The following is a 19,741-nucleotide window of genomic DNA, read 5'->3' as shown; positions in this document are numbered from 1 at the left end:
GGCTCTCTTCGGGCGAAGGTCAGGGACCGGGCTATCAGCCCTTGTCGTTAGCTGCGATGGCGGTGCGATTGCGGACTTCGGCGATCATCGCCTTGACCACGCGGACGTTCACGCCTTGCGAGATCTCGACCATGGCCTCGGCGTCCTCGACGCGGGTGACCTTGCCGACCATGCCGTTCGACAGGACGACTTCGTCGCCGCGCTTGACGCCGGCGATCAGGGCCTGGTGCGCCTTCATCCGCTTCTGCTGCGGGCGGATCATCAGGAAGTAGAACAGGATGAAGATCGCGACGATCGGCGCGATCTGGATGACTAGGGCCATCAGGCCGCCGTCTTGGGTTGCAGTCATTGGAAACTCCCCGACGCGGGCCGCGCCTTCATCGGGGGCCCATCAAAAACAAGGCGCGGAACCTAGGGCGCGCCGGGCCGATTTGCAACGCGACGCAGTGACAAGAGCATCCGGGCGTCGCCGCCCGGACACGTCTTTTCATCCAATCAGCGCGGAAGCACCGTCAGCGGGTCCAGGGCGACCGGATCATCGCCGCGCATCTGACGCACTTCGTAATGGATCGACGGGCGTCCATCGCCTGCCGTCAGACCCACCGTGCCGATGGCTTGACCGGCCCGAACCTGCGCCCCATCCCGCACCGTGGCCGAGCCCAGATGACCGTAAACCGTGCGCCAGCCGTCGCGGTGAACGACCAGAACCGTCAGCCCCTGCCCGACGATGTCATCGCCGACATAGGCCACCGTGCCGTCGGCCGAGGCCTTCACCTCGGTTCCGGCCGAAGCGCCGATGTTGATGCCGTTGTTGCGCTCGCCCATGCCCACCGGACCGAAACGACGCAGGATGTCACCACGCACCGGCCATTGCAGGGCCAGCGGTTGACCGACCGCCGTCGAGGGCGTGCGAACCGGCGAAGCAGGCGTCGCCGCAGCGGGCGTGCGAGGCGGCGGCAACGGCGCATTGCCGCTGGGCGGCGGCGGAGGCGGAGGAACCACGCCGCTGTTCGGCGTACGCACGCCGACAGGCGACGGCCCCATGGCGTAAGGATCAGTCCCGGCGTCCACCGCACTATCCGGCAGGATGATGCGTTGCCCGGCCGAGATCGCGCCGCGCGGCCCCAGGCCATTCAGGTCGATCAGGATCTGCACCGGCGTACGGAAACGACGCCCCACGCCCGAGATGGTGTCGCCCGTTTGGATCACATAGGTCGCGCCCGGCATCGTCGGATTGCCTGCAGCGGGGGGCGGCGTCACCGTGACCGGGGCGCCGGTCGAGGGATAGGCTGGACCGCCCGGAGGGGGCAGGCCGCCGCCCTCGATGCTGCTGGCCGGAGCACGCGGCCCTTCCTCGTACGGCGGAGGCGCAGGCTGCTGCGGCTGTGTCGCCGGGCCCTGGTAATAGGGATTGTTCGGGTAGGCGCCGGGCTGCTGGCCCTGGGGTTGCCCCGGCTGTTGCGGATAGCCGCCCGCCCCCGTCGGCCGGGTCGAATAGCGCGGCTCGCTCGGATAGGTCGAACACGCCGTAACCGCCAGCGCCCCGCCGACGACAACCGCCGCCCTGATCCAGCCTGTGAAGCCGCTCATGCGTCTCTCCGTATTAACCTTGTTCAGCATTCGAACCCGGTTTGCCCCGGTCCGCCGCCAAATCCAACCCAATAACCCGCGCGAAAGTGGGGCGGAAAGGTTAATGGAGCGGTGAGATTTCGCTCCTCACCCCTCTTTCGCCGTACCCTCGACCAGCGGCACGAAGCGGACTTCACACAGGCTCTCGCGCTGGAAACTGCCGTCCGGCTGGCCCGTGTAGCGGTTCAGCATCTGCACCGAGGTGCGCCCCACCGGCGCGACCAGAACGCCGCCTGGCTTCAACTGTTTCAGCAGCTCCGTCGGCTCGTGCGGCGAAGCGGCTGTGACCATGATGCGGTCGAACGGCGCCTGCTCCATCCAGCCCTGCCCGCCGTCGCCGTGGCGAGTGAAGACATTATCGATGCCGAGTATTTTCAATCGGTTTTCAGCCTCATTTAAGAGGCTCTTGTAGCGCTCGACCGAATAGACGAAACGCGCCATGCGGCTGAGAACCGCGCACTGATAGCCGCTGCCGGTGCCGATCTCGAGCACGCGGTGGCGCGGCTGGACGTCCAGCGCCTGGGTCATCAGGCCGACGATGAAGGGCTGGCTGATCGTCTGGGCGCAGTCGATCGGCAGGGCCTGATCCTCCCACGCCTGATCGAGGAACTTCTCATGGACGAAGACGGCGCGGTCGATGGATTCCATCGCCTTCAGAACCCGCGCGTCCGTCACCCCCTGACGCCGCAGCGACAGGATCAATCGGCCCGCGCGGTCGTCCCTGAGACTCATTTTTCCTGCGGCCCCTTGGGCGGCGCCCCGCCCAGCACCTTCTTCAGATCATTGACCGACTGCATGTGCGTCAAGTCGATGTGCAGCGGCGTGACCGAGATGCGGCCCTCGTCCATGGCGCGCAGGTCGGTGCCCTCGGCGTGTTCCTGCGGTGCGCCGCGGAAGGCCATCCAGTAGTAGTCGCGGCCGCGCAGGTCGGTGCGGCGGATGGCGTGCATCTCGCCGATGTCGCGGAAGCCCTGGCGCGTCACCTCGACCGTCTTGACCAGTTCCGGCGGCAGGCGCGGGAAGTTGACGTTCATGACCACGCCCTCCCCCCATTTCTGCTCCAGCAGGCGGGCGACGATGCCGGGACCGAAGGCCTCGGCCGTTTCCCAGTGGGCGATCGCCTCGTCGTGGAAACGCTCCAGCGACTGCGACAGGGCGATGGAGCGGATGCCGAAGGCCATGCCCTGAAGGGCGCCCGCCACCGTGCCGGAATAGCTGACGTCTTCGCCCACGTTGTGGCCGCGATTTACGCCCGACAGCACCATATCCGGCTTTTCGGGCATGATGTCGTTGACGGCCAGGATGACGCAGTCCGTCGGGGTGCCGGTCACGGCGAACCGCTTGTCGCCCAGTTGATTGACGCGCAGCGGCTCGGTCAGGGTGATGCCCCGCCCCTTGGCCGACTGCTCGGTCTGCGGCGCGACGACCCAGACGTCGTCCGACAGGGCGCGGGCGATCTTCTCCAGGCAGGCGAGACCCTCGGCCTCGATGCCGTCGTCGTTGGTCAGAAGAATACGCATCAGTTCGACGCCACGCCTACAGTCTTGAGTCCGCCCATATAGGGCTGCAGGGCGGCCGGAACCGCGATGGTCCCGTCCTCCTGCTGATAGTTTTCCATCACCGCGACCAGGGTGCGGCCGACCGCCAGACCCGAACCGTTCAGGGTGTGCAGGAACTCGGTCTTCTTCTCGCCCGCGCGCTTGAACCGGGCGTCCATGCGCCGGGCCTGGAAGTCGCCGCAGTTCGAGCAGGAGCTGATCTCGCGATAGGTGTTCTGCGAGGGCAGCCAGACCTCGAGGTCATAGGTCTTCTGCGCCGAGAAGCCCATGTCGCCCTTGCACAGCAGCACCTTGCGATAGGGCAGCTCCAGCGCCTGAAGCACCGCCTCGGCGCAGCCGGTCATGCGTTCATGCTCGGCTTCGGAATCCTCCGGGCGGCAGATGGAGACCATCTCGACCTTGGAGAACTGGTGCTGACGGATCAAACCGCGCGTATCGCGCCCCGCCGACCCGGCCTCGGCCCGGAAACAGGGCGTCAGGGCAGTCATACGCAGGGGCTGGGCGACCTCGTCCTCGGACAGGATCTGCTCACGCACGAGGTTGGTCAGGGAGACTTCGGCGGTGGGGATCATGAAATACCGAGAGGAAACGATCAGCACTTGCCCCGGCTTACGATTCCAATTGTCCTTCGATGCTCGATAGGACCATGCGCCTCTTAAAAGCGCCTCCTCAAAACGGGCAGCCGTTTTCTCGTCGGCAAACCTGAAGGGGTGCGATGCTCCATCGTCCCATTTCACTATTGAGAATTCATCGTCTCGCGCCTCGAAATACTCCATTGGCGCAGAAAACAAATCCTCCTCAAATTTCGGCAGCTGGCCTGTACCGAACATCGCCTCATCGCGAACAAGCAACGGCGGGTTCACTTCCTGATACCCGTGCTTGTCCGTCTGCAGGTCCAGCATGAACTGGCCGATGGCGCGCTCCAGACGCGCCAGTTGACCCTTCAGCACGGCGAAGCGCGAGCCGGACATCTTCGCGGCGGCTTCAAAGTCCAGCAGGCCCAGCGCCTCGCCCAGATCGGCGTGGTCCTTGGCCGGCCCCGTCGTGCGCGGTTCGCCCCATTTCAGGACTTCAACGTTGTCGTTCTCGTCCTCGCCGTCCGGCACGTCGGCGGCGGCCAGATTCTTCAGCCCGGCCAGCAGGTCGCGCAGTTCGGCGCCCTTGGCGGTTTCAGCATCGCCCGCATCGGCGATTTCGCCCTTGAGGGCTTCAACCTCGGCTTTCAGGCGGTCAGCCTCGGCCATGTCCTTCTTGCCCATGGCGGCGCCGATGGCCTTGGAAGCGGCGTTGCGCTTGGCCAGAGCGTCCTGACCGCGCGTCTGGGCGGCGCGCAGGTCGACATCCAGCGCCAGAATGCGCGCGACCACATCGGCGGCGTCATCCACGCCGCGCGACGACCAGCCCGCAACGAAGGCTTCGGGATTGTCGCGAATGGCTCGGATATCGTGCATGGCGTCGCTCTTTCGGCGCTCAAGGGAGGGAGAGCCGAAGGCTGTAGCGCCCCACGCGGAGTCGGGCAAACCCCGCGCTCGATTTCTTAACCCTGACGCGTCGCCTGGACCTTGATCTCGACGCCGATGGCCTTGGACACCCAGTCGCCGCCCGCGTCGGACATCATGCCCATGTTCAGCGCCGTGCGGTCCAGCTCCAGCTTGCCCGCGACCGTGGCCGTCCCGTTCGCCTCGTCGAAGGTGAAGGGCAGGACGACCGGGACCGTCGTCGCCTTGATGCGCAGGGTTCCGGTCGCCTCATAGCGGTTGCCGCCCAGCGCCTTGAACGCCGTCGTCTCGAAGCGGGCGGTCGGATAGGTCGCCGTGTCGAACCATTCGGCGCCCGGCAGACTGCCTTCCTGGGTGGCGTCGCCAGTTTTGGCCGTGCCGGTCTGGACCGTCACCACGGCCTTGGAGCCCGCCAGATCGGCCGGGTCGAACCAGACTTGCGCGTCCCACTGCTCGAACCGGCCGGTAAAGGCCTTGCCGGTGTGGGTTCCGGTGAACTGGATGCTCGAAGCGGCCTTGTCCACGGTCCAGGCGGCGGCCGTGCCCGGCGTCACCGCCGCGTCAGTCGCGGGCGCGGCGGCAGGCGCCGAGGCGACCGCCTGCCCTTCCGTCTTGGGCGTGGGCTTGGCGGCCAGGCCGAAGGCGGCGCCGATCACGACCACGAAGGCCACGCCCGCCAGCCGCTCGGCCCAGCGCAGGGCCAGCGTCGGCTCGGGCGCGACGCCATGCGCGTCATCGCCATGCGGCAGGACAGGGATCATGTGCGACAGCACGCCGTCACGGTCAAAGAACTGGTGCTTCAGCGCCGCCCCGACGTGCAGGGCGACCAGCACGATCGCGCCCCAGGCCAGCTTGCTGTGCGCGCCCATGGCCATCCACGCCGTTGCGCGGCGAGCGGCTTCAGAGGCGTGCTCGATGAAAGGCAGGTGCGGAATGGTGAACAGGCCGAACCAGCTGGTCGCCACGGCCAGCGGCGTATCCGTGACCACGGCCCATCCGGTCGAGACATAGGCCCACCCCGTCAGCGGCAGAGCCAGCATCAGGGCGTAGAAGGCGACGTGCGTCGCCCGCGCGGCGAACTGCTCCCACCCCTTCATGGCGCCGGGCAGAGCCGGAACCGGGTGCGTCAGCCGCCACACGATCCGCAGCGCCGTCAGCGCCAGGATCAGGAAGCCGATCGACTTGTGAATCTGGAAAACGCGATAGGCCAGCGCCTGGCTGTCCGGCTCGACAATGGCGTCGCTCATCCACCAGCCCATCGGGATCATCGACAGGATGGCGACCGCGATCAACCAGTGCAGGGTGATGGCGACGGCGCTGTATCGGCTGGGGCGGCGGCGGGTCATGAGAGCTCTCGCGTCAGTCTGAACATGAAGAGGGCGGGACCGAACGGCCCCGCCCCTTCGTCGTGTCGCAGCCTATCAGGCGGCGGGAGCCGCCGGAGCCGCCGGGGCGACTTCCTGAATGAACTCGGCGTCGAAGCGGATCGTCACTTCATCGCCGACCGGACCCAGCGCCATGCCGAAGTCGGTGCGCTTGAACTTGCCTTCAGCCGAGAAGCCGATGGCCGGCGCCGGCACGAACGGGTGCTTCTCCAGGTCGCCGTTGAAGGTGGCGTCCAGCGTCACCGGCTTGGTCACGCCCAGGAAGGTCAGGTCGCCCGTCACCTTGGCGGTGCGCGTGCCGGTCAGCTCGACCTTGGTCGACTTGAAGGTGATCTGCGGGAAGGCCGTGGCGTTCAGGAAGACCTTGTTCTTGGCGATGTCCTCGCTCCAGCTCTTGAAGCCGGTGGCGGCGTGGGTGCCGACATAGTCGCCCTGATAGTTGGCGTCGACCGAGGCCGGATCGATGGTCGCCTCAACCGTGCTGTTGGCCAGGTTGGCGGTGTCCAGAGTGATCTTGGCGTCGAACTTGTTGAAGCGCGCCGTGTAGTTCGAGATCGAGTTATGCGGCAGCGACCACTGCAGCGAGGCGTGGGTCGGGTCCATCACATAGACGCCCGAGGTGGCCTTCAGCGCCACCGGGGCGGTCGAGGCGGCGTCGGTCGTCGGGGCGCCGGCGGTGTCGGCGGGCTGGCTGCAGGCGGCCAGCAGGGCGGCGGCCGAAACGGCGATCAGGGCGGCTTTGATCTTCATGGGAGAGGAAACCTCAATCAGGCGGTTGAAACGAAAACTGGACAGACAGTCCGGAAACAGGTCGAGTGTCCGTCCGGCCGCGCCGTCGGACTGCAACAGTATAAGTTGCCATTTGCGCGCTTCAAGCCCCCCGATCACGAAATCCGCTTTTGACCTCACGAAAAAAGGATTGAGGTGCGTCTGCAAGCGACGGCGCCTATCCTCGCGACTCACATGACCATCCGTCGCCTCCCCCCCGAAACCGTCAACCGCATCGCCGCCGGCGAGGTGGTCGAACGCCCCGCCAGCGCCATCAAGGAACTGGTCGAGAACGCCATCGACGCCGACGCCCGCAGCATCGAGATTCAGGCGGACGGCGGCGGCCTGACCCGCATCCTGATCGCCGACGACGGCAAGGGCATTCCTCGCGACGAACTGCCCGTCGCCATCGAACGCCACGCCACGTCGAAGCTGGAGCCGGACGATGCGGGCGACGTGGACCTGCTGCGCATCTTCACACTCGGCTTCCGAGGCGAGGCCCTGCCTTCCATCGGCTCGGTCGCTCGCCTGAACATCACGACCCGTGCGCGCGCCGAAACCGGCCAGCCTCAGAACGACGCCTGGGCCATTTCGGTCGAGGGCGGCGCCCAGCGGCCCCTGTCGCCCGCCGCCTTCCCCGGCCCGCACGGCGCGCGGGTCGAGGTGCGCGACCTCTTCTACGCCACCCCTGCCCGGCTGAAGTTCATGAAGTCCGAGCGGGCCGAGGCCATGGCCATCTCCGAAGAGATCAAGCGCCAGGCCATGGCGCATGAGGCGGTGGCCTTCACTCTTAGCCTCGACGGCAAGACGACCCTGCGCCTGCCCGCCGAACACCCCGGCGACGAGGGACGGCTGAAACGCCTCGGCGCCCTGCTGGGCCGCGACTTCGAAGCCAACGCCCTGCTGATCGATCAGGAGCGCGACGGCGTGCGCCTGTCGGGCTATGCGGGCCTGCCGACCTATTCACGCGGCAATGCGGCGCACCAGTTCCTGTTCGTCAACGGCCGCCCGGTGCGCGACCGCCTGCTGCAGGGCGCCCTGCGCGGGGCCTACGCCGACTTCCTGGCGCGCGACCGGCACCCGGCTGCGGCCCTCTTCATCGACATCGACCCGCTGTATGTCGACGTGAACGTCCACCCGGCCAAGGCGGAGGTCCGCTTCCGCGATCCGGCGCTGGTGCGCGGCCTGATCGTCGGCGCCCTGCGCCACGCCCTGCACGCCGCGGGACACCGCGCCTCGACCACAGTCGCCGCCGACGCCCTGTCAGGGTTCCGCCCGCATACGGGCGAGGCCCTCTACAACCCGGCCGCGCCGCAGACGTTCAGCAATGCCGCGCCGGGCTGGAGCGGCTGGCAGGGCTGGTCGCAACCGGCCGCCGCCGCCCAGAACCTGCCGGGCCTCAACGAACGCTCCGCCCGCGTCGAGCATACGTGGAGCGGGGAAGCCGCTGCTCCCGACTTCCGCACCCTGGGCGAGATCCAGGCCGAACACGCGGGCCAGATCACGCCGGGCGCCCCTGCCCCGGTCGATCTGATCGATTACCCGCTGGGCGCCGCGCGGGCGCAGCTGCACGCCAACTACATCGTGGCCCAGACCCGCGACGGCCTGGTCATCGTCGATCAGCACGCCGCGCACGAACGACTGGTCTATGAGCGGATGAAGGCCCAGATGGCCGACGGCGCCGTCACCCGTCAGGCCCTGCTGACGCCCGAAGTCGTCGAACTGGACCCCGCCGAGGCCGAGCGCGTCGCCGCCAAGGCCGAGGAACTGGCCGAGATGGGCCTGATCGTCGAAGCGTTCGGCGCGGGCGCGGTGCTGGTGCGCGAAACGCCCGCCCTGCTGGGCGACACCGACGTTCAGGGCCTGATCCGCGACATCGCCGACGACCTGTCCGAACACGGCGCCGCCCTGTCGCTGAAAGAGCGCATGGCCGAGGTCTGCAGCACCATGGCCTGCCACGGCTCGGTGCGTTCGGGCCGCGTCCTGTCCGCGCCCGAGATGAACGCCCTGCTGCGCCAGATGGAGGCCACGCCCCACTCCGGCCAATGCAACCACGGCCGCCCGACCTATGTGGAGCTGAAGCTGCACGACCTTGAGAAGCTGTTCGGGCGGCGCTGATCTTTTCGTCGCCCTACCGCTTCGCTACTTGAGCGTATGACCCCTTCCGTCCTCTTCGTCTGTCTCGGCAACATCTGTCGCTCACCGCTGGCCGAGGCGGCCTTCCGTGAGGAAGCGCGTCGCCTGAAGCTGGACGTGGTCGCCGATTCTGCAGGCACGGGCGGCTGGCACGTCGACTCTCCGCCCGACCCGCGCGCCCAAGCGGTCGCCCTGAGGAACGGCGTCGATATCTCGGCCCTGCGCGGCCGTCAGGTGAAGCCCGCCGACTTCCGCCGCTTCACCCATCTGGTGGCGATGGATCACGACAATCTGGCTAGCCTGCGCCGCCTCGCCCCGCCTGACGCCACGGCCGAACTGTCCCTGCTGCTGGATCACGTCGAGGGCCGCGCCGGTCAGGCCGTGGCCGATCCCTATTTCGGCAAAGACGACGGTTTCGACGTCACCTGGACCGATGTCACGGCCGGCGCCCGCGCCTTGGCCTCCGAGCTTCAGCGCCGCAGAGGTTGAAGCGCCTAGCCGCCGCCCGCCCCTCACGCTATAAGCCGCGCCTTCCCCCAATGGGATCGAACCATGTTTGAGATTGTAGCCACGGCATAGGCCCGGACGCTGATCGTCCCGAGGCCACCTGAACCCGCCCCGCGCCCCGTTGCGCCGGGCGCGTGTCTTCTCATGCCTTGGAAATCTCAATCCCATGAACCTGTCCCGTGCGGAGCAACGCACGCTCCACGCCCTCGCCCAGGGCGGTCGCATCCTGCTGGAGCGCGACGAACAGGGCCGCATCCTGGCCGCCCGCTGCTTCACCCGCGAAGGCTGGGTGCTGGACGGCTGCAATCTGGATCAATGGCGCAGCCTGAAGCGCAAGGGCGTCATCAAGTCGCGAAACGGCGGCCCCTATGTCGTCAACCGCGACGGCCTCAGCCGCCTGCGCAGCCGGGCCGACAACCGGACCTCAGGTCGAAGCTTCTGACGCCCTGAGGAACAGGACGCGCGCGGCGCCGTAGTCGCGCGCGTCCAACCGCTCATAGCCGGGCGTGTCGATCTCAGGCTCGTCCGAGCCGCGCTCGAACACCACGATGGCGCCCGGCGCCAGCCAGCCGCCCTCCAGCAGCCGCGCCAGCGTCTGCTCGCCCAGGCCTTTGGCGTAGGGCGGGTCCAGAAACGCCAGGGTGAAGGCCTCGCCCGCCGAGCCGGGACGCGGCCCCAGATCGGTCGCGCTGCGCCGATGCACCCGGCACCGCCCGAACAGGCCATAGGCGTCCATGTTCTCGCGGATGGCACCCCGCGCGCCGTCGTCCGTATCCACGAACAGGCAGAAGGCCGCCCCGCGCGACAGCGCCTCGAACCCCAGCGCGCCCGAACCGGCATACAGGTCGATCACCCGCGCCTCATGCAGGCCTTCGGCCCACGGCGCATGCTCCAGCACGTTGAAGATCGCCTGACGCGCCCGATCCGACGTCGGCCGCGTGTTCTGTCCCTCGGGCGTGACGATGGCCCGACCACGATATTGTCCAGCGACGATTCTCATGGCCCCGCCTCTGGACCGACCACGCGCGCAATGCAACGTTCGGCCCATGTCGAACGCCGGATTCTCAAGTTCCACCCCCTCGCCTTTCTTCACTGCGGTCGAGGAAGCACGAAGCAGTCCGCTGATCGTCGGCGTTCGGCCTGCGGCGCGGTGGAAGCGGCTCGCGGGCTTCATCGCTCTATCCTGCGTGCTGATAATCACCACCGGCATCGTCATCGGTCTGGCGATGTCCGCTTTAGAGGCCGCAGGCATATTTGATGCAGACGCCTTGGCCACTGTGCCGGAAGGCCCTGACCGCCTGTATGGCGAAGGCGCATACGTGCTGGAACTCGGAGCTTTCCTTGGTTTGCTGGCGGGGGCCGCCCTGCTCAGCGCCAGAATCGCCTATGGCGTGCCGACGACGGCCTTTCTCTGGCCCCGCCGCCGCTTCTCGCTGCGACAATTGCGGCTCGGGTTCGCCGTTATGGCCGTGGTGGGGAGCGCCAGCGCTATTATCTACAACCTGATTGACCCTGCAGGTCCGGCGCCGATCCTGAATCCCGCCTATTCGATCGAAAGCCGACTGTTCTACGTCGCCGCCGCGACTCTCGGCCTGTTCGCCGCAGCAGCCGCCGAAGAGGTCGTCTTTCGCGGCGTCCTGCTCCGGGTGACGGGCGGATTCACAGGCAGCCTAATCATCCTGTGCCTGTTCAACGCCGTCGTGTTCTCCGCCATTCACCTGGACCCCGATCCGGTAGCCTTCGTCGCACGCGCCCTGTCAGGCCTGATCTGGACCTGGGCGGCCTTGCGCCTTGGCGGGATCGAGTTCGCCATCGGCGCCCACTGGGCCGGCAACCTCGCTATCGCCCTGCTGGAGGAACCGATTTCTACTGAACCTCCGCCAGGAGAAATCGCGCCGCTGTCGGCGCTTGCCTATGAAGCCGTCGCCCTGATCGTGGTGTTGATCGTCGTCGAACGGATCGTGCGCGCCCGACGCGCTCAGCCCTCCGCGTAAAGCGCCTCGACCTCGGCGCCGGTCATGCGGGTGCGGTCGCCGGCGAAGGCGTAGTTGCTAGGCTTGGCGTCGATATAGATCTCACTGTCGAAGGCGAAGGCCGACGGATCGTCGAACGCCTGGACCGAGACCATGACCATACCGCCCGCCTTCAATCGCCAGAACAGGTTGGAGCCGCAGGCCGAGCAGAACTGCCGCTCGGCCCAATCGGACGAATCATAGGTCGACAGCGGCCCCTCGACCTCGACAGTGTCGCCGCAGTCGACGCTGAGCGACACCCCGCCCGAGGTCCGGCGACACCGTTCGCAATGGCAGGCGTGCATTCCGCCCTTGGGCGTGGCGGTGAAGCGCACCGCCCCGCACAGACAGCGGCCGTTCAACTGGGTTTCAACGTCCGCCATGCCTTGCGCCTCTGCTCAATAATCAGCCGCGTCCGCGCGGGCCGCCACGACCGCCTGCACCGCCCGAAGGCTTGCCGCCGAAAGGTTTGCCTCCGAACGGTTTGCCCCCCCCACGAGGACCGCCTGGTCGGTCGCCCGAACGAGAGTCCGAACGCGCATCAGGACGCCCACCGGCTCCACCGGGACGACCGAACGGCTTGCCGCCGGGCTTTCCGCCGGGACGGCCGCCCTTGGGCGGACCGCGGCGGTCGTCGATGAACTGGTCGGCGCGCGGTTCGCGCGGCGTGAACGGACGGCGCGGACGATCGCCGCCTTCCGTCCCTTCGTCATGACCCGGACGGGCGCGCGGCTTGAAAGTCTTCTTGTGCTCGAACTTCGGCTTGGCCTTGGCCCAGCCCTCCTTGCGAGCGGGCTTGCCGAACTCAGCGCCTTCCTCGGCCGCCGTTTCTGCGGCGCGCACGCGGCTGGGCTTACGCGACGGATCCGACATGGCCGAGCCGGACTTGCCGCGCACGATCGGCGTGTTGGCGCGACGCCCCGGAACAGGCGCCGGCGTCGCGACCGTATTGCCGGTCGGCAGGTTCTCGGGACGGATATGCTCGGCCAGCATCTCGCGGATCACGCGCGGGCCGACTTCCTCGACCGATCCGACCGGCAGGGTGCCGAGCTGGAACGGACCATAGGCCAGGCGGATCAGGCGGTTGACCGTCAGGCCGACGCTCTCCAGCACCTTGCGGACTTCGCGGTTCTTGCCCTCGGTGATCTGGACGCTGAGCCACAGGTTGGCCGACGACTTTTCGCCCTCCGCCTTTTCCTTGGCCTTGTCGATGGTGGCTTCCACCGGACCGTAACGCACGCCGTCGACAACGACGCCGTCCTTCAGCTTGTCCAACTGCTCCTGGGTAATGCGGCCGCGCGCACGGGCGCGATACTGGCGCACCAGCGCCGTGTCCGGCAGCTCCAGCGCCCGGCTCAATTCGCCGTCGTTGGTCAGCAGCAGAAGGCCTTCGGTCGCGAGATCGAGACGACCGACCGAGATCACGCGCGGCAGACCGCTGGGCAGGGCGTCGAACACGGTCGGACGGCCCGCCGGGTCGTTGTGGCTGGTGATCAGGCCAGCAGGCTTGTGATAGCGCCAGACGCGCGTCGCTTGCGCTGCGCCGATCGGCTTGCCGTCGACGGTGATCTTGTCGTCGCGCTTCACCAGCACGGCGGGCGTGGCCAGGATGCGGCCGTTCACCGCCACCTTACCCAGACCGATCAGGCGTTCGACCTCGCGACGCGAGGCGATGCCCGCGCGCGCCATGGCCTTGGCGATTCGTTCGGTGCGTTCGGGGCCCTTGGCCTCGGGCGCAGACTTGTCGCCCGGCTTGCCTCCGGCGCGGTCGCGCGGCTTGCCGCCCGGCTTTCCGTCCTTGTCGAAGGACTTTCGCGGGCCTTTATCGGCGAAATTGCGGGGACCGCGCGCGCCGTCGTCTTGACGGGAGCGGGGCTTCTTGTCGTTGTCTTTGGGATGGCGATCCATGATGAGCGGTTCATGAGCATGGCGCTCGATCTGGCGCAAGCGGCGGCTGACGCTGGCGAGGTGCCGGTCGGGGCCGTGATCGTGGACGAAAACACCGGCGAAGTGCTTGGGCGCGGGCAAAACGGGCCCATCACGGCCCATGATCCGACCGCCCATGCCGAGATCGTCGCCCTGCGCGATGCGGCGGCGAAGTTGCAGAATTATCGCCTTACGGACCTGACTCTCTATGTCACGCTCGAGCCGTGCGCCATGTGCGCGGGCGCCATCAGCCACGCCCGCATCGGCCGCGTGGTCTGGGGAGCGGACGACCCCAAGGGCGGCGCCGTGCTGCACGGCGGGCGTTTCTTCGACCAGCCGACCTGCCACTGGCGGCCCGCGACCGAGAGCGGGGTCATGGCCGATCCCGCCGCTGAAATGCTGCGCGGCTTCTTCCGCTCGCGCCGGAAGTCACGATCAGGAACGCCGGGCGACGCCGAGCGTTGAGCCTCCAAGCTTGACCTTGAGAGGACTTCATTTTGCCGACCCGTATCCTCTGGCCGACCGTCGCCGTCTCCGTCGTGGTTCTTCTGTCCGCCTGTGGTCAGGAACCGCGCAAGGCTCCGACCGACGGCGACGAGGTGCGTGAACGCGCCGTCGAGGCCCAAACCGCCCGCCGCCGCACCGGCGCCGAGCTTCAGGACCGCGCCCTGAACCGCGTCGTCCACGCTGTCTATCTTTGTAACAACTCCGAGCGCCTGTCGGTCGACTTCGACAACCCGCGCCAGATGGCGACCGTGCGCAACTCCAGCGGCGAGGCGGTGGATCTATTTCAGGAACGCGCCGCAGACGGCATCTGGTATCGCGCCTCGGGCTATGAACTGCGCGGCAAGGGCGTCATGGCCACATGGATCGCCGCCGACCGCGAACCCACCGAATGCCGGGCCGTCGACTAGGCGAAGGCCGCCAACCGTTCGTCCAGCCGTCGCCGCACGTCGGGCCAGTCTTCGTCCAGAATGGCGAACTGCGCCGTATCCCGCGCCCGCCCGGTCCAGGTCGTCTTGTGCTTGCGCAGCACGCCCTCATGGGTCGCGCCCAGCTTGCGGATGGCGGCCTGGCTGGCGGCGTTCAGAGCGTCGGTGATGATCTCGACCCGGATCGCCCCGTTCGAAAAGGCGTAGTCCAGCAACAGGCGCTTGCACGCCGGGTTGATCGGCCCGCCCCGCGCCTCGGGGCGATAGAAGGTCGAACCGATCTCGCAGCGCCGATGCTCGGGCTTGATCTCATAGAGGCTGGTCGTGCCGACGACCGCGTTGTCGCTGCGACGCCGCACGGCATAGGCGATGCGCGACCCCGCCGCCGTCGCCCTCAGAGCCGCATCCCACCAGCCGTCGAAATGCGCGCCATAGGCGGCCGCGACCATGCCGTTCCAGGCGTCCGGGTCGCAGTCCAGCGCCGCCCGAACCTCATCCTTCAGCGCCTCGGTGAACGGCTCCAGCCGCACGAAGGCGTCTTCAAGGACGACGGGCGACAGTTTCACGCCGCGCCTTCCTCGATCAGGAAGGCGCGCACCGCCTCGGCGTCCGCGTCCTTGTCGGTGAAGGCGTCGCCCACGGCCCGCGCCAGGATCAGGGTTAGGCGGCCGCCCTCGGCCTTCTTGTCCCCCGCCATGCGCGCGATCAGGGCGTCGGCGGCAAAAGCGTGGGCGACATCCGACAGTCGCGTCGGCAGGCCCGCCGCGCGGATGCCCGCCTCGGCCCGCTCGGCCTCAGCCGCCGGGCACAGCCCCTGCCGCGCCGAATAACGGAAGGCCATGGCGCAGCCCAGCGCCACCGCCTCGCCGTGGGTCAGGGTCTCGTCAAACGCCAGTTCAGCCTCCAGGGCGTGGCCGAAGGTGTGGCCCAGGTTCAGCAGGGCGCGACGGCCCGCCTCCTTCTCATCCTCGCCGACGATCTGGGCCTTGATCTCGACCGAGCGGATCACAGCACGCTCCAGCGCGTCGGGATCGCCCTTCGCCCCAGCAGCCCCCTCGCCGCCCAGCCAGTCGAAGAAGGCCGCGTCGCAGATCAATCCGTGCTTAAGCACCTCGGCCCAGCCCGAACGCACCTGGCGCACCGGCAGGGTGGCCAGGGCCTCGATGTCCGCCAGCACCCGACGCGGCTGATGGAAGGCGCCGATCAGGTTCTTGCCGCGCGGGGTGTCGATGGCCGTCTTGCCGCCGACCGAGGAATCCACCTGAGCCAGAAGCGTGGTCGGAACCTGCACGAAGTCGATGCCGCGCATGAACAGCGCCGCCGCCAGCCCGGCCAGGTCGCCCACCACGCCGCCGCCCAGGGCGACGACCAGGCTCTTGCGATCCAGCCCCTCGGCCAGCAATCGGTCCAGCACCGCCTCAAGCTGTTCAAACGACTTGGACGCCTCGCCTGCGGGCACGGCGACAATCCCGGTCGCCAGGCCCGCGCCTTCCAGAGAGGCGCGCACCGTCTCGCCGTGGATCGCCGCGACCGTCTCATCGCTGACGATGAAGGCTCGCGTGGGCTTCAACGCGGCGACCTCGGCTCCCGCCGTCTTCAGCAGACCGCGCCCGACGACGACCTCATAGGGGGCGAAGGCGCCGCCTGCGACCGGGATCGTCGTGGTCATGACTGGGTCTCCTGCCGTCCGAACCGGCGCAATTGTTTCAGGATGGCCTCGACGGCCTGGGCATGCGATCCGCCACCCACATCGACCGTCAGATCGGCCTCGCCGTAGATGGGATAGCGCGCCTTGGCCAGGTCGTTGAGGGCTGTCAGAGGATCGCGATTGCGCAACAGCGGCCGGGTGTCGCGTCGCCCTACCCGCTCAGCGATGACCTTCAGGTCCGCGCGCATCCAGACGCTGACGGCGTGCTGCTTCATCAGGGCGCGGATGTCGGGGTTGAGCACCGCCCCGCCCCCGGTCGCCAGCACGATCGGCGGCCCTTCCAGCAAACGCTTCATCACCCGCGCCTCGCCGGCCCGGAACTCAACCTCGCCGCGCGTGGCGAAGATTTCGCTGACGGTCATGCCCGCCGCTTCCTCGATCACATGATCGCCGTCAGCGAACGGCAAGCCCAATCGAGCCGCCAGGCGTCGCCCCACGGTCGATTTTCCGACGCCCATCAGCCCCACCAAGGCTATGGTGCGGACCGAAGACAACGGGAAGGAATCAGGCGAGGCGTCGGAAGGCATGGTCCGTACACCCTCTACACCAGACGCCGCCCGGCTCCACACCCAGAAGCGATGACCTGACGCCCGCATGACCCCGCAGATCGAAGCCTTTCTGGAGATGATGGCGGTGGAGCGCGACGCCTCGCCTCACACCCTGTCAGCCTATGGCCGCGATCTGGCGGACGCCGAGACCTGGCTGAACGACGCCGGGGGCCTGATGAACGCGCCGCAGGAGGCGCTGGAGGCCTGGTTCGCCGACCTGTCGCGGCGCGGCCTGTCCGCCGCCACGGCCGCGCGCCGCCGCGCCTCCGTGCGGCAGTTCTATCGCTTCGCCCTGGGCGAGGGCTGGCGAACCGATGATCCTTCGCGCCGCCTGGACGCACCCAAACAGGGCCGCAGCCTGCCCAAGACTCTCAGCCGCGACGAAATCGAGGCCCTGCTGACCGCCGCCGGCGCCGCCGACAGCACGGCGGGCCTACGCCTGATCGCCCTGGTCGAGATGGCCTACGCCTCGGGCCTGCGCGTATCCGAGCTGCTGGCGCTCAAGGTCGAGGCCGTGCGCCGCGACCCCGCCTATCTGATCGTGCGCGGCAAGGGCGGCAAGGAGCGGCTGGCCCCGCTGAACACGGCCGCACGCGAGGCGATCAAGGCCTGGCTGGACGCCCGCGACGCCGCCCGCAAGCCGAACACGCCCGACAGCGCCTGGCTGTTCCCCTCACACGGCAAGACGGGACATCTGACGCCGCGCCGCTTCGCCCAGCTTCTGGATCAAGCGGCCGTCATGGCGGGAATCGACCCGGCCCGCGTCAGCCCCCACGTCCTGCGCCACGCCTTCGCCACCCACCTGCTGGAAGGCGGTGCCGACCTACGCGTGGTGCAGACCCTGCTGGGCCACGCCGACATCTCGACCACCCAGATCTACACCCACGTCGCCGTCGACCGCCTGTCTCAAGTGGTTCACGCCAACCATCCCCTGGCGAAAGACGACTGAACCCGCGCTTGCTCCGAGACGTTCAGCGCTCTAGGTTCCGCCGCCTTCCGTAGCGCCAAGCGCGCTTCTTCCTCACGGACGCCTTATGGCCACGCACTATCTCGAATTCGAAAAGCCGATCGCCGAACTGGACGCCAAGATCGCCGAGCTGTCGCTGCTGGCGCCGACCAGCGGATCGTTCGAGACCGAGATCGCCGCCCTGCGTAAAAAGGCCGACGCCATGCGCACCAAGGCCTACGCCAACCTTGATCCATGGATGCGCACCCAGGTCGCGCGCCACCCGCAGCGTCCCCACTTCGTCGATTACGTCGACGGCCTGTTCACCGATTTCGTGGAGCTGCACGGCGACCGTCAGTTCGGGGACGACCAGGCCATCCTGGGCGGCCTGGCCCGATTCCGCGGCCAGCCGGTCGTGATCATGGGCCACGAAAAGGGCCACGACACTCAGACCCGCATCACCCACAACTTCGGCATGGCCCGCCCCGAGGGCTATCGCAAGGCCGTCCGCCTGATGGACATGGCCGAGCAGTTCGGCCTGCCGGTCCTGACCTTCGTCGACACCGCCGGCGCCTATCCGGGCCTGGGCGCCGAGGAGCGCGGACAGGCCGAGGCCATCGCCCGCTCGACCGAGCGCGGCCTGACTTTGGGCGTCCCCTCCATAGCCACGGTGACGGGCGAAGGCGGTTCGGGCGGCGCCATCGCCATCGCCGCCGCCAGCCGCGTGCTGATGCTGGAACACTCGATCTACTCGGTCATCTCGCCGGAAGGCGCAGCGGGCATCCTGTGGCGTGACGGCACGCGCGCCAAGGACGCAGCCAATGCGATGAAGATCACGGCGCCCGATCTGATCGAGCTGAAGATCGTCGATCGCGTGATCCCCGAGCCCCTGGGCGGTGCCCACGCTGATCGCGAAAAGGCCATGCAGAACGTCGGCCAGGTTCTGGAAGAAGAACTGAAGGCGTTGTCGGGCCTGTCCGCCGAACAGCTCAAGAAGCAACGCGCCGACCGTTTCTACGCCATCGGCCGCCTGGGCTGAATCGAGACGTTCAACCCGTTGCATGGCGGGCCGCCGCCGCCGAAGCTGCGCCGATGCGATTCGTCGAAGGTTCAGTGATGCGTGATTCGAGTCTTCCATGCGCGGCATGAACGGAGTTGGCGAATCCCTGCGCGAAAGCGCGGTCTTCAACTTCGACGGGGCGATGACCATGGTCATCGACGACTCCCCCTTCGCGATGGAGCTGACGGCCCAGGCCCTGCTGGGCTTCGGTATCAAGGTGCGCCACGCCTGCGCCGACGCGGCCGAGGCTATCAAGGTTCTGCAGACCCATCCCGTCGATCTGATCCTGGTCGATTGCGAGATGCCAGGCATGAGCGGCTATGAATTCGTGCGCTGGCTGCGCCGTTCGGGACTGGAACCGAACGCCTACGCCCCCGTCATCATGACCGCCGCCCACGTACGCCGCTCAAAGGTATCAGAGGCCCGAGACTGCGGCGCCAACTTCCTGATCACCAAGCCGTTCAGCGCCGGCGTGCTGTTGGAGCGCATCGTCTGGGTGGCGCGCGATGCACGCCCCTTCCTTGAGGTCGGCGACTATTTCGGGCCAGATCGACGGTTCAAGGAGGAACCCTGGCCTGGCCCCGAGCGTCGTTCCGAAGAAATCCGCAAAGCGCAATTCGAAGCCCAACGCAGAGCCTCGATCGATCTATGACCGTCATCACGCACAATCGCCGCCGCTCGCGCCTGTCGACCTTGATCGATCAGCCTGGCGGCGTCAGCGTCGGAACCGCCCTGACCCAGGCGCGCGCCAACCTGACCGAGTATGAGGCCCGCAGCCGTCAGGTCATCGAGGAACAGGTCGCAGCCCTGGCCGCCATGACGCCGCCCGCCGGCCTTGAAGACGTCTCCGTCACCCTGGATCAGGCGTACGTCCGCTCCAGCGCCGTGATCGACGCGGCCGGGCCCTTCGAGATGAAGGACATCTGCACGGCCGCCGCCAACCTGTGCGACCTGATCGACGCTGCGCCGGAAGACCGCGCCTTCGACTGGCGCATCGTCACCGTCCACGCCCAGGCGCTGCGTCTGCTGCTGACCCTGCCGAAAGAGGCCGCCGACGCCCGCAGCCAAGTGCTAGACAGCCTCAAGGACGTGCTGAAGGCCAAGGTTCCTGGCGCCAAGGACTAAC

At 67.9% G+C, this 19,741-nt stretch carries 23 protein-coding genes; 10 read left to right on the top strand and 13 right to left on the bottom strand.

Annotated features, from left to right (window positions below; translation table 11 throughout):
• Positions 1-34: 34 nt before the first annotated feature.
• From yajC to AC3A3G_RS04770, 7 genes are all read right to left on the bottom strand, one after another.
• Complete coding sequence (gene yajC, locus AC3A3G_RS04800) at positions 35-349, bottom strand: preprotein translocase subunit YajC (RefSeq protein WP_003165259.1); 315 nt, start codon at positions 347-349, stop codon at positions 35-37.
• A 146-nt stretch (positions 350-495) separates the two neighbouring features.
• Positions 496-1,590, bottom strand: coding sequence for a peptidoglycan DD-metalloendopeptidase family protein (locus tag AC3A3G_RS04795; RefSeq protein WP_368922783.1), 1,095 nt, complete (start codon positions 1,588-1,590; stop codon positions 496-498).
• A 126-nt stretch (positions 1,591-1,716) separates the two neighbouring features.
• Positions 1,717-2,361 (bottom strand): protein-L-isoaspartate(D-aspartate) O-methyltransferase, encoded by a 645-nt coding sequence (locus AC3A3G_RS04790; RefSeq protein WP_200165301.1) that lies wholly within the window; start codon positions 2,359-2,361, stop codon positions 1,717-1,719.
• Entirely contained in the window at positions 2,358-3,149 is a 792-nt protein-coding gene (gene surE, locus AC3A3G_RS04785; RefSeq protein ID WP_368922784.1) for a 5'/3'-nucleotidase SurE, read from the bottom strand. Before surE ends, AC3A3G_RS04790 begins: the two co-directional genes overlap by 4 nt.
• A complete protein-coding gene (gene serS, locus AC3A3G_RS04780; RefSeq protein ID WP_487487665.1) occupies positions 3,149-4,639 on the bottom strand; it encodes a serine--tRNA ligase in 1,491 nt (496 codons plus the stop codon). The genes surE and serS overlap by 1 nt, the downstream gene beginning before the upstream one ends.
• 86 nt (positions 4,640-4,725) lie before the next feature.
• A complete protein-coding gene (locus AC3A3G_RS04775) occupies positions 4,726-6,033 on the bottom strand; it encodes a YceI family protein (RefSeq protein WP_487487664.1) in 1,308 nt (435 codons plus the stop codon).
• 75 nt (positions 6,034-6,108) lie between these two features.
• Complete coding sequence (locus AC3A3G_RS04770) at positions 6,109-6,822, bottom strand: YceI family protein (RefSeq protein ID WP_200165306.1); 714 nt, start codon at positions 6,820-6,822, stop codon at positions 6,109-6,111.
• A 213-nt stretch (positions 6,823-7,035) separates the two neighbouring features.
• Between AC3A3G_RS04770 and mutL the strand changes: the two genes are divergently transcribed.
• The 3 genes from mutL to AC3A3G_RS04755 all read left to right on the top strand — a co-directional run bounded on the left by mutL (position 7,036) and on the right by AC3A3G_RS04755 (position 9,925).
• The gene (gene mutL / locus AC3A3G_RS04765; RefSeq protein ID WP_200165308.1) at positions 7,036-8,958 is read left to right on the top strand and encodes a DNA mismatch repair endonuclease MutL; all 1,923 of its coding nucleotides are present in this window, start codon (positions 7,036-7,038) and stop codon (positions 8,956-8,958) included.
• Positions 8,959-8,994: 36 nt separating this feature from the next.
• The gene (locus AC3A3G_RS04760) at positions 8,995-9,465 is read left to right on the top strand and encodes a low molecular weight protein-tyrosine-phosphatase (RefSeq protein ID WP_200165310.1); all 471 of its coding nucleotides are present in this window, start codon (positions 8,995-8,997) and stop codon (positions 9,463-9,465) included.
• Positions 9,466-9,649: 184 nt separating this feature from the next.
• Positions 9,650-9,925: a YjhX family toxin gene (locus AC3A3G_RS04755; protein ID WP_003165268.1), complete on the top strand. Its 276-nt coding sequence runs from the start codon at positions 9,650-9,652 to the stop codon at positions 9,923-9,925.
• Here AC3A3G_RS04755 and rsmD read toward each other — a convergent pair.
• Entirely contained in the window at positions 9,908-10,483 is a 576-nt protein-coding gene (gene rsmD / locus AC3A3G_RS04750; RefSeq protein ID WP_269298343.1) for a 16S rRNA (guanine(966)-N(2))-methyltransferase RsmD, read from the bottom strand. The two genes, AC3A3G_RS04755 and rsmD, sit on opposite strands and share 18 nt — an antisense overlap.
• A 46-nt stretch (positions 10,484-10,529) precedes the next feature.
• Here rsmD and AC3A3G_RS04745 point away from each other — a divergent pair, with 46 nt between their 5' ends.
• Entirely contained in the window at positions 10,530-11,477 is a 948-nt protein-coding gene (locus AC3A3G_RS04745) for a CPBP family intramembrane glutamic endopeptidase (protein ID WP_487487663.1), read from the top strand.
• Here the strand turns inward: AC3A3G_RS04745 and AC3A3G_RS04740 are convergent.
• Together AC3A3G_RS04740 and AC3A3G_RS04735 are read right to left on the bottom strand one after the other, a co-directional pair.
• Entirely contained in the window at positions 11,462-11,878 is a 417-nt protein-coding gene (locus tag AC3A3G_RS04740) for a GFA family protein (protein ID WP_412877504.1), read from the bottom strand. The two genes, AC3A3G_RS04745 and AC3A3G_RS04740, sit on opposite strands and share 16 nt — an antisense overlap.
• A 22-nt stretch (positions 11,879-11,900) precedes the next feature.
• Positions 11,901-13,403, bottom strand: a complete 1,503-nt coding sequence (locus AC3A3G_RS04735; protein ID WP_487487662.1) for a pseudouridine synthase — start codon at positions 13,401-13,403, stop codon at positions 11,901-11,903.
• Positions 13,404-13,415: 12 nt separating this feature from the next.
• Between AC3A3G_RS04735 and tadA the strand changes: the two genes are divergently transcribed.
• Together tadA and AC3A3G_RS04725 are read left to right on the top strand one after the other, a co-directional pair.
• Positions 13,416-13,886 carry a tRNA adenosine(34) deaminase TadA gene (gene tadA, locus AC3A3G_RS04730; protein ID WP_200165320.1) on the top strand — a complete coding sequence of 157 codons (471 nt, stop codon included), beginning with the start codon at positions 13,416-13,418 and terminating at the stop codon, positions 13,884-13,886.
• A 32-nt stretch (positions 13,887-13,918) separates the two neighbouring features.
• Positions 13,919-14,335 carry an MliC family protein gene (locus AC3A3G_RS04725; RefSeq protein WP_200165322.1) on the top strand — a complete coding sequence of 139 codons (417 nt, stop codon included), beginning with the start codon at positions 13,919-13,921 and terminating at the stop codon, positions 14,333-14,335.
• Here the strand turns inward: AC3A3G_RS04725 and AC3A3G_RS04720 are convergent.
• Genes AC3A3G_RS04720 through AC3A3G_RS04710 form a run of 3 tightly spaced genes read right to left on the bottom strand, consistent with a single transcriptional unit; the run spans position 14,332 to position 16,588 of the window.
• On the bottom strand, positions 14,332-14,919 hold the full coding sequence (locus tag AC3A3G_RS04720; protein WP_200215704.1) for a GNAT family N-acetyltransferase: 588 nt from the start codon (positions 14,917-14,919) through the stop codon (positions 14,332-14,334). The genes AC3A3G_RS04725 and AC3A3G_RS04720 overlap by 4 nt on opposite strands.
• Entirely contained in the window at positions 14,916-16,022 is a 1,107-nt protein-coding gene (aroB, locus tag AC3A3G_RS04715) for a 3-dehydroquinate synthase (protein ID WP_200215706.1), read from the bottom strand. The genes AC3A3G_RS04720 and aroB overlap by 4 nt, the downstream gene beginning before the upstream one ends.
• Positions 16,019-16,588 carry a shikimate kinase gene (locus tag AC3A3G_RS04710; RefSeq protein ID WP_200215708.1) on the bottom strand — a complete coding sequence of 190 codons (570 nt, stop codon included), beginning with the start codon at positions 16,586-16,588 and terminating at the stop codon, positions 16,019-16,021. The genes aroB and AC3A3G_RS04710 overlap by 4 nt, the downstream gene beginning before the upstream one ends.
• A 67-nt stretch (positions 16,589-16,655) precedes the next feature.
• Between AC3A3G_RS04710 and AC3A3G_RS04705 the strand changes: the two genes are divergently transcribed.
• The 4 genes from AC3A3G_RS04705 to AC3A3G_RS04690 all read left to right on the top strand — a co-directional run bounded on the left by AC3A3G_RS04705 (position 16,656) and on the right by AC3A3G_RS04690 (position 19,740).
• Entirely contained in the window at positions 16,656-17,558 is a 903-nt protein-coding gene (locus AC3A3G_RS04705; protein ID WP_487487661.1) for a site-specific tyrosine recombinase XerD, read from the top strand.
• An 85-nt stretch (positions 17,559-17,643) separates the two neighbouring features.
• A complete protein-coding gene (locus tag AC3A3G_RS04700) occupies positions 17,644-18,594 on the top strand; it encodes an acetyl-CoA carboxylase carboxyltransferase subunit alpha (RefSeq protein ID WP_200165331.1) in 951 nt (316 codons plus the stop codon).
• Positions 18,595-18,691: 97 nt separating this feature from the next.
• The gene (locus AC3A3G_RS04695; RefSeq protein ID WP_487487660.1) at positions 18,692-19,267 is read left to right on the top strand and encodes a response regulator; all 576 of its coding nucleotides are present in this window, start codon (positions 18,692-18,694) and stop codon (positions 19,265-19,267) included.
• Positions 19,264-19,740: a chemotaxis protein CheE gene (locus tag AC3A3G_RS04690; RefSeq protein ID WP_487487659.1), complete on the top strand. Its 477-nt coding sequence runs from the start codon at positions 19,264-19,266 to the stop codon at positions 19,738-19,740. Before AC3A3G_RS04695 ends, AC3A3G_RS04690 begins: the two co-directional genes overlap by 4 nt.
• The last annotated feature ends 1 nt before the right edge of the window (position 19,741 follow it).

The organism is Brevundimonas sp. Soil_N_31, from assembly GCF_057655995.1.
This window is presented reverse-complemented; position numbering and strand designations above follow the sequence as displayed.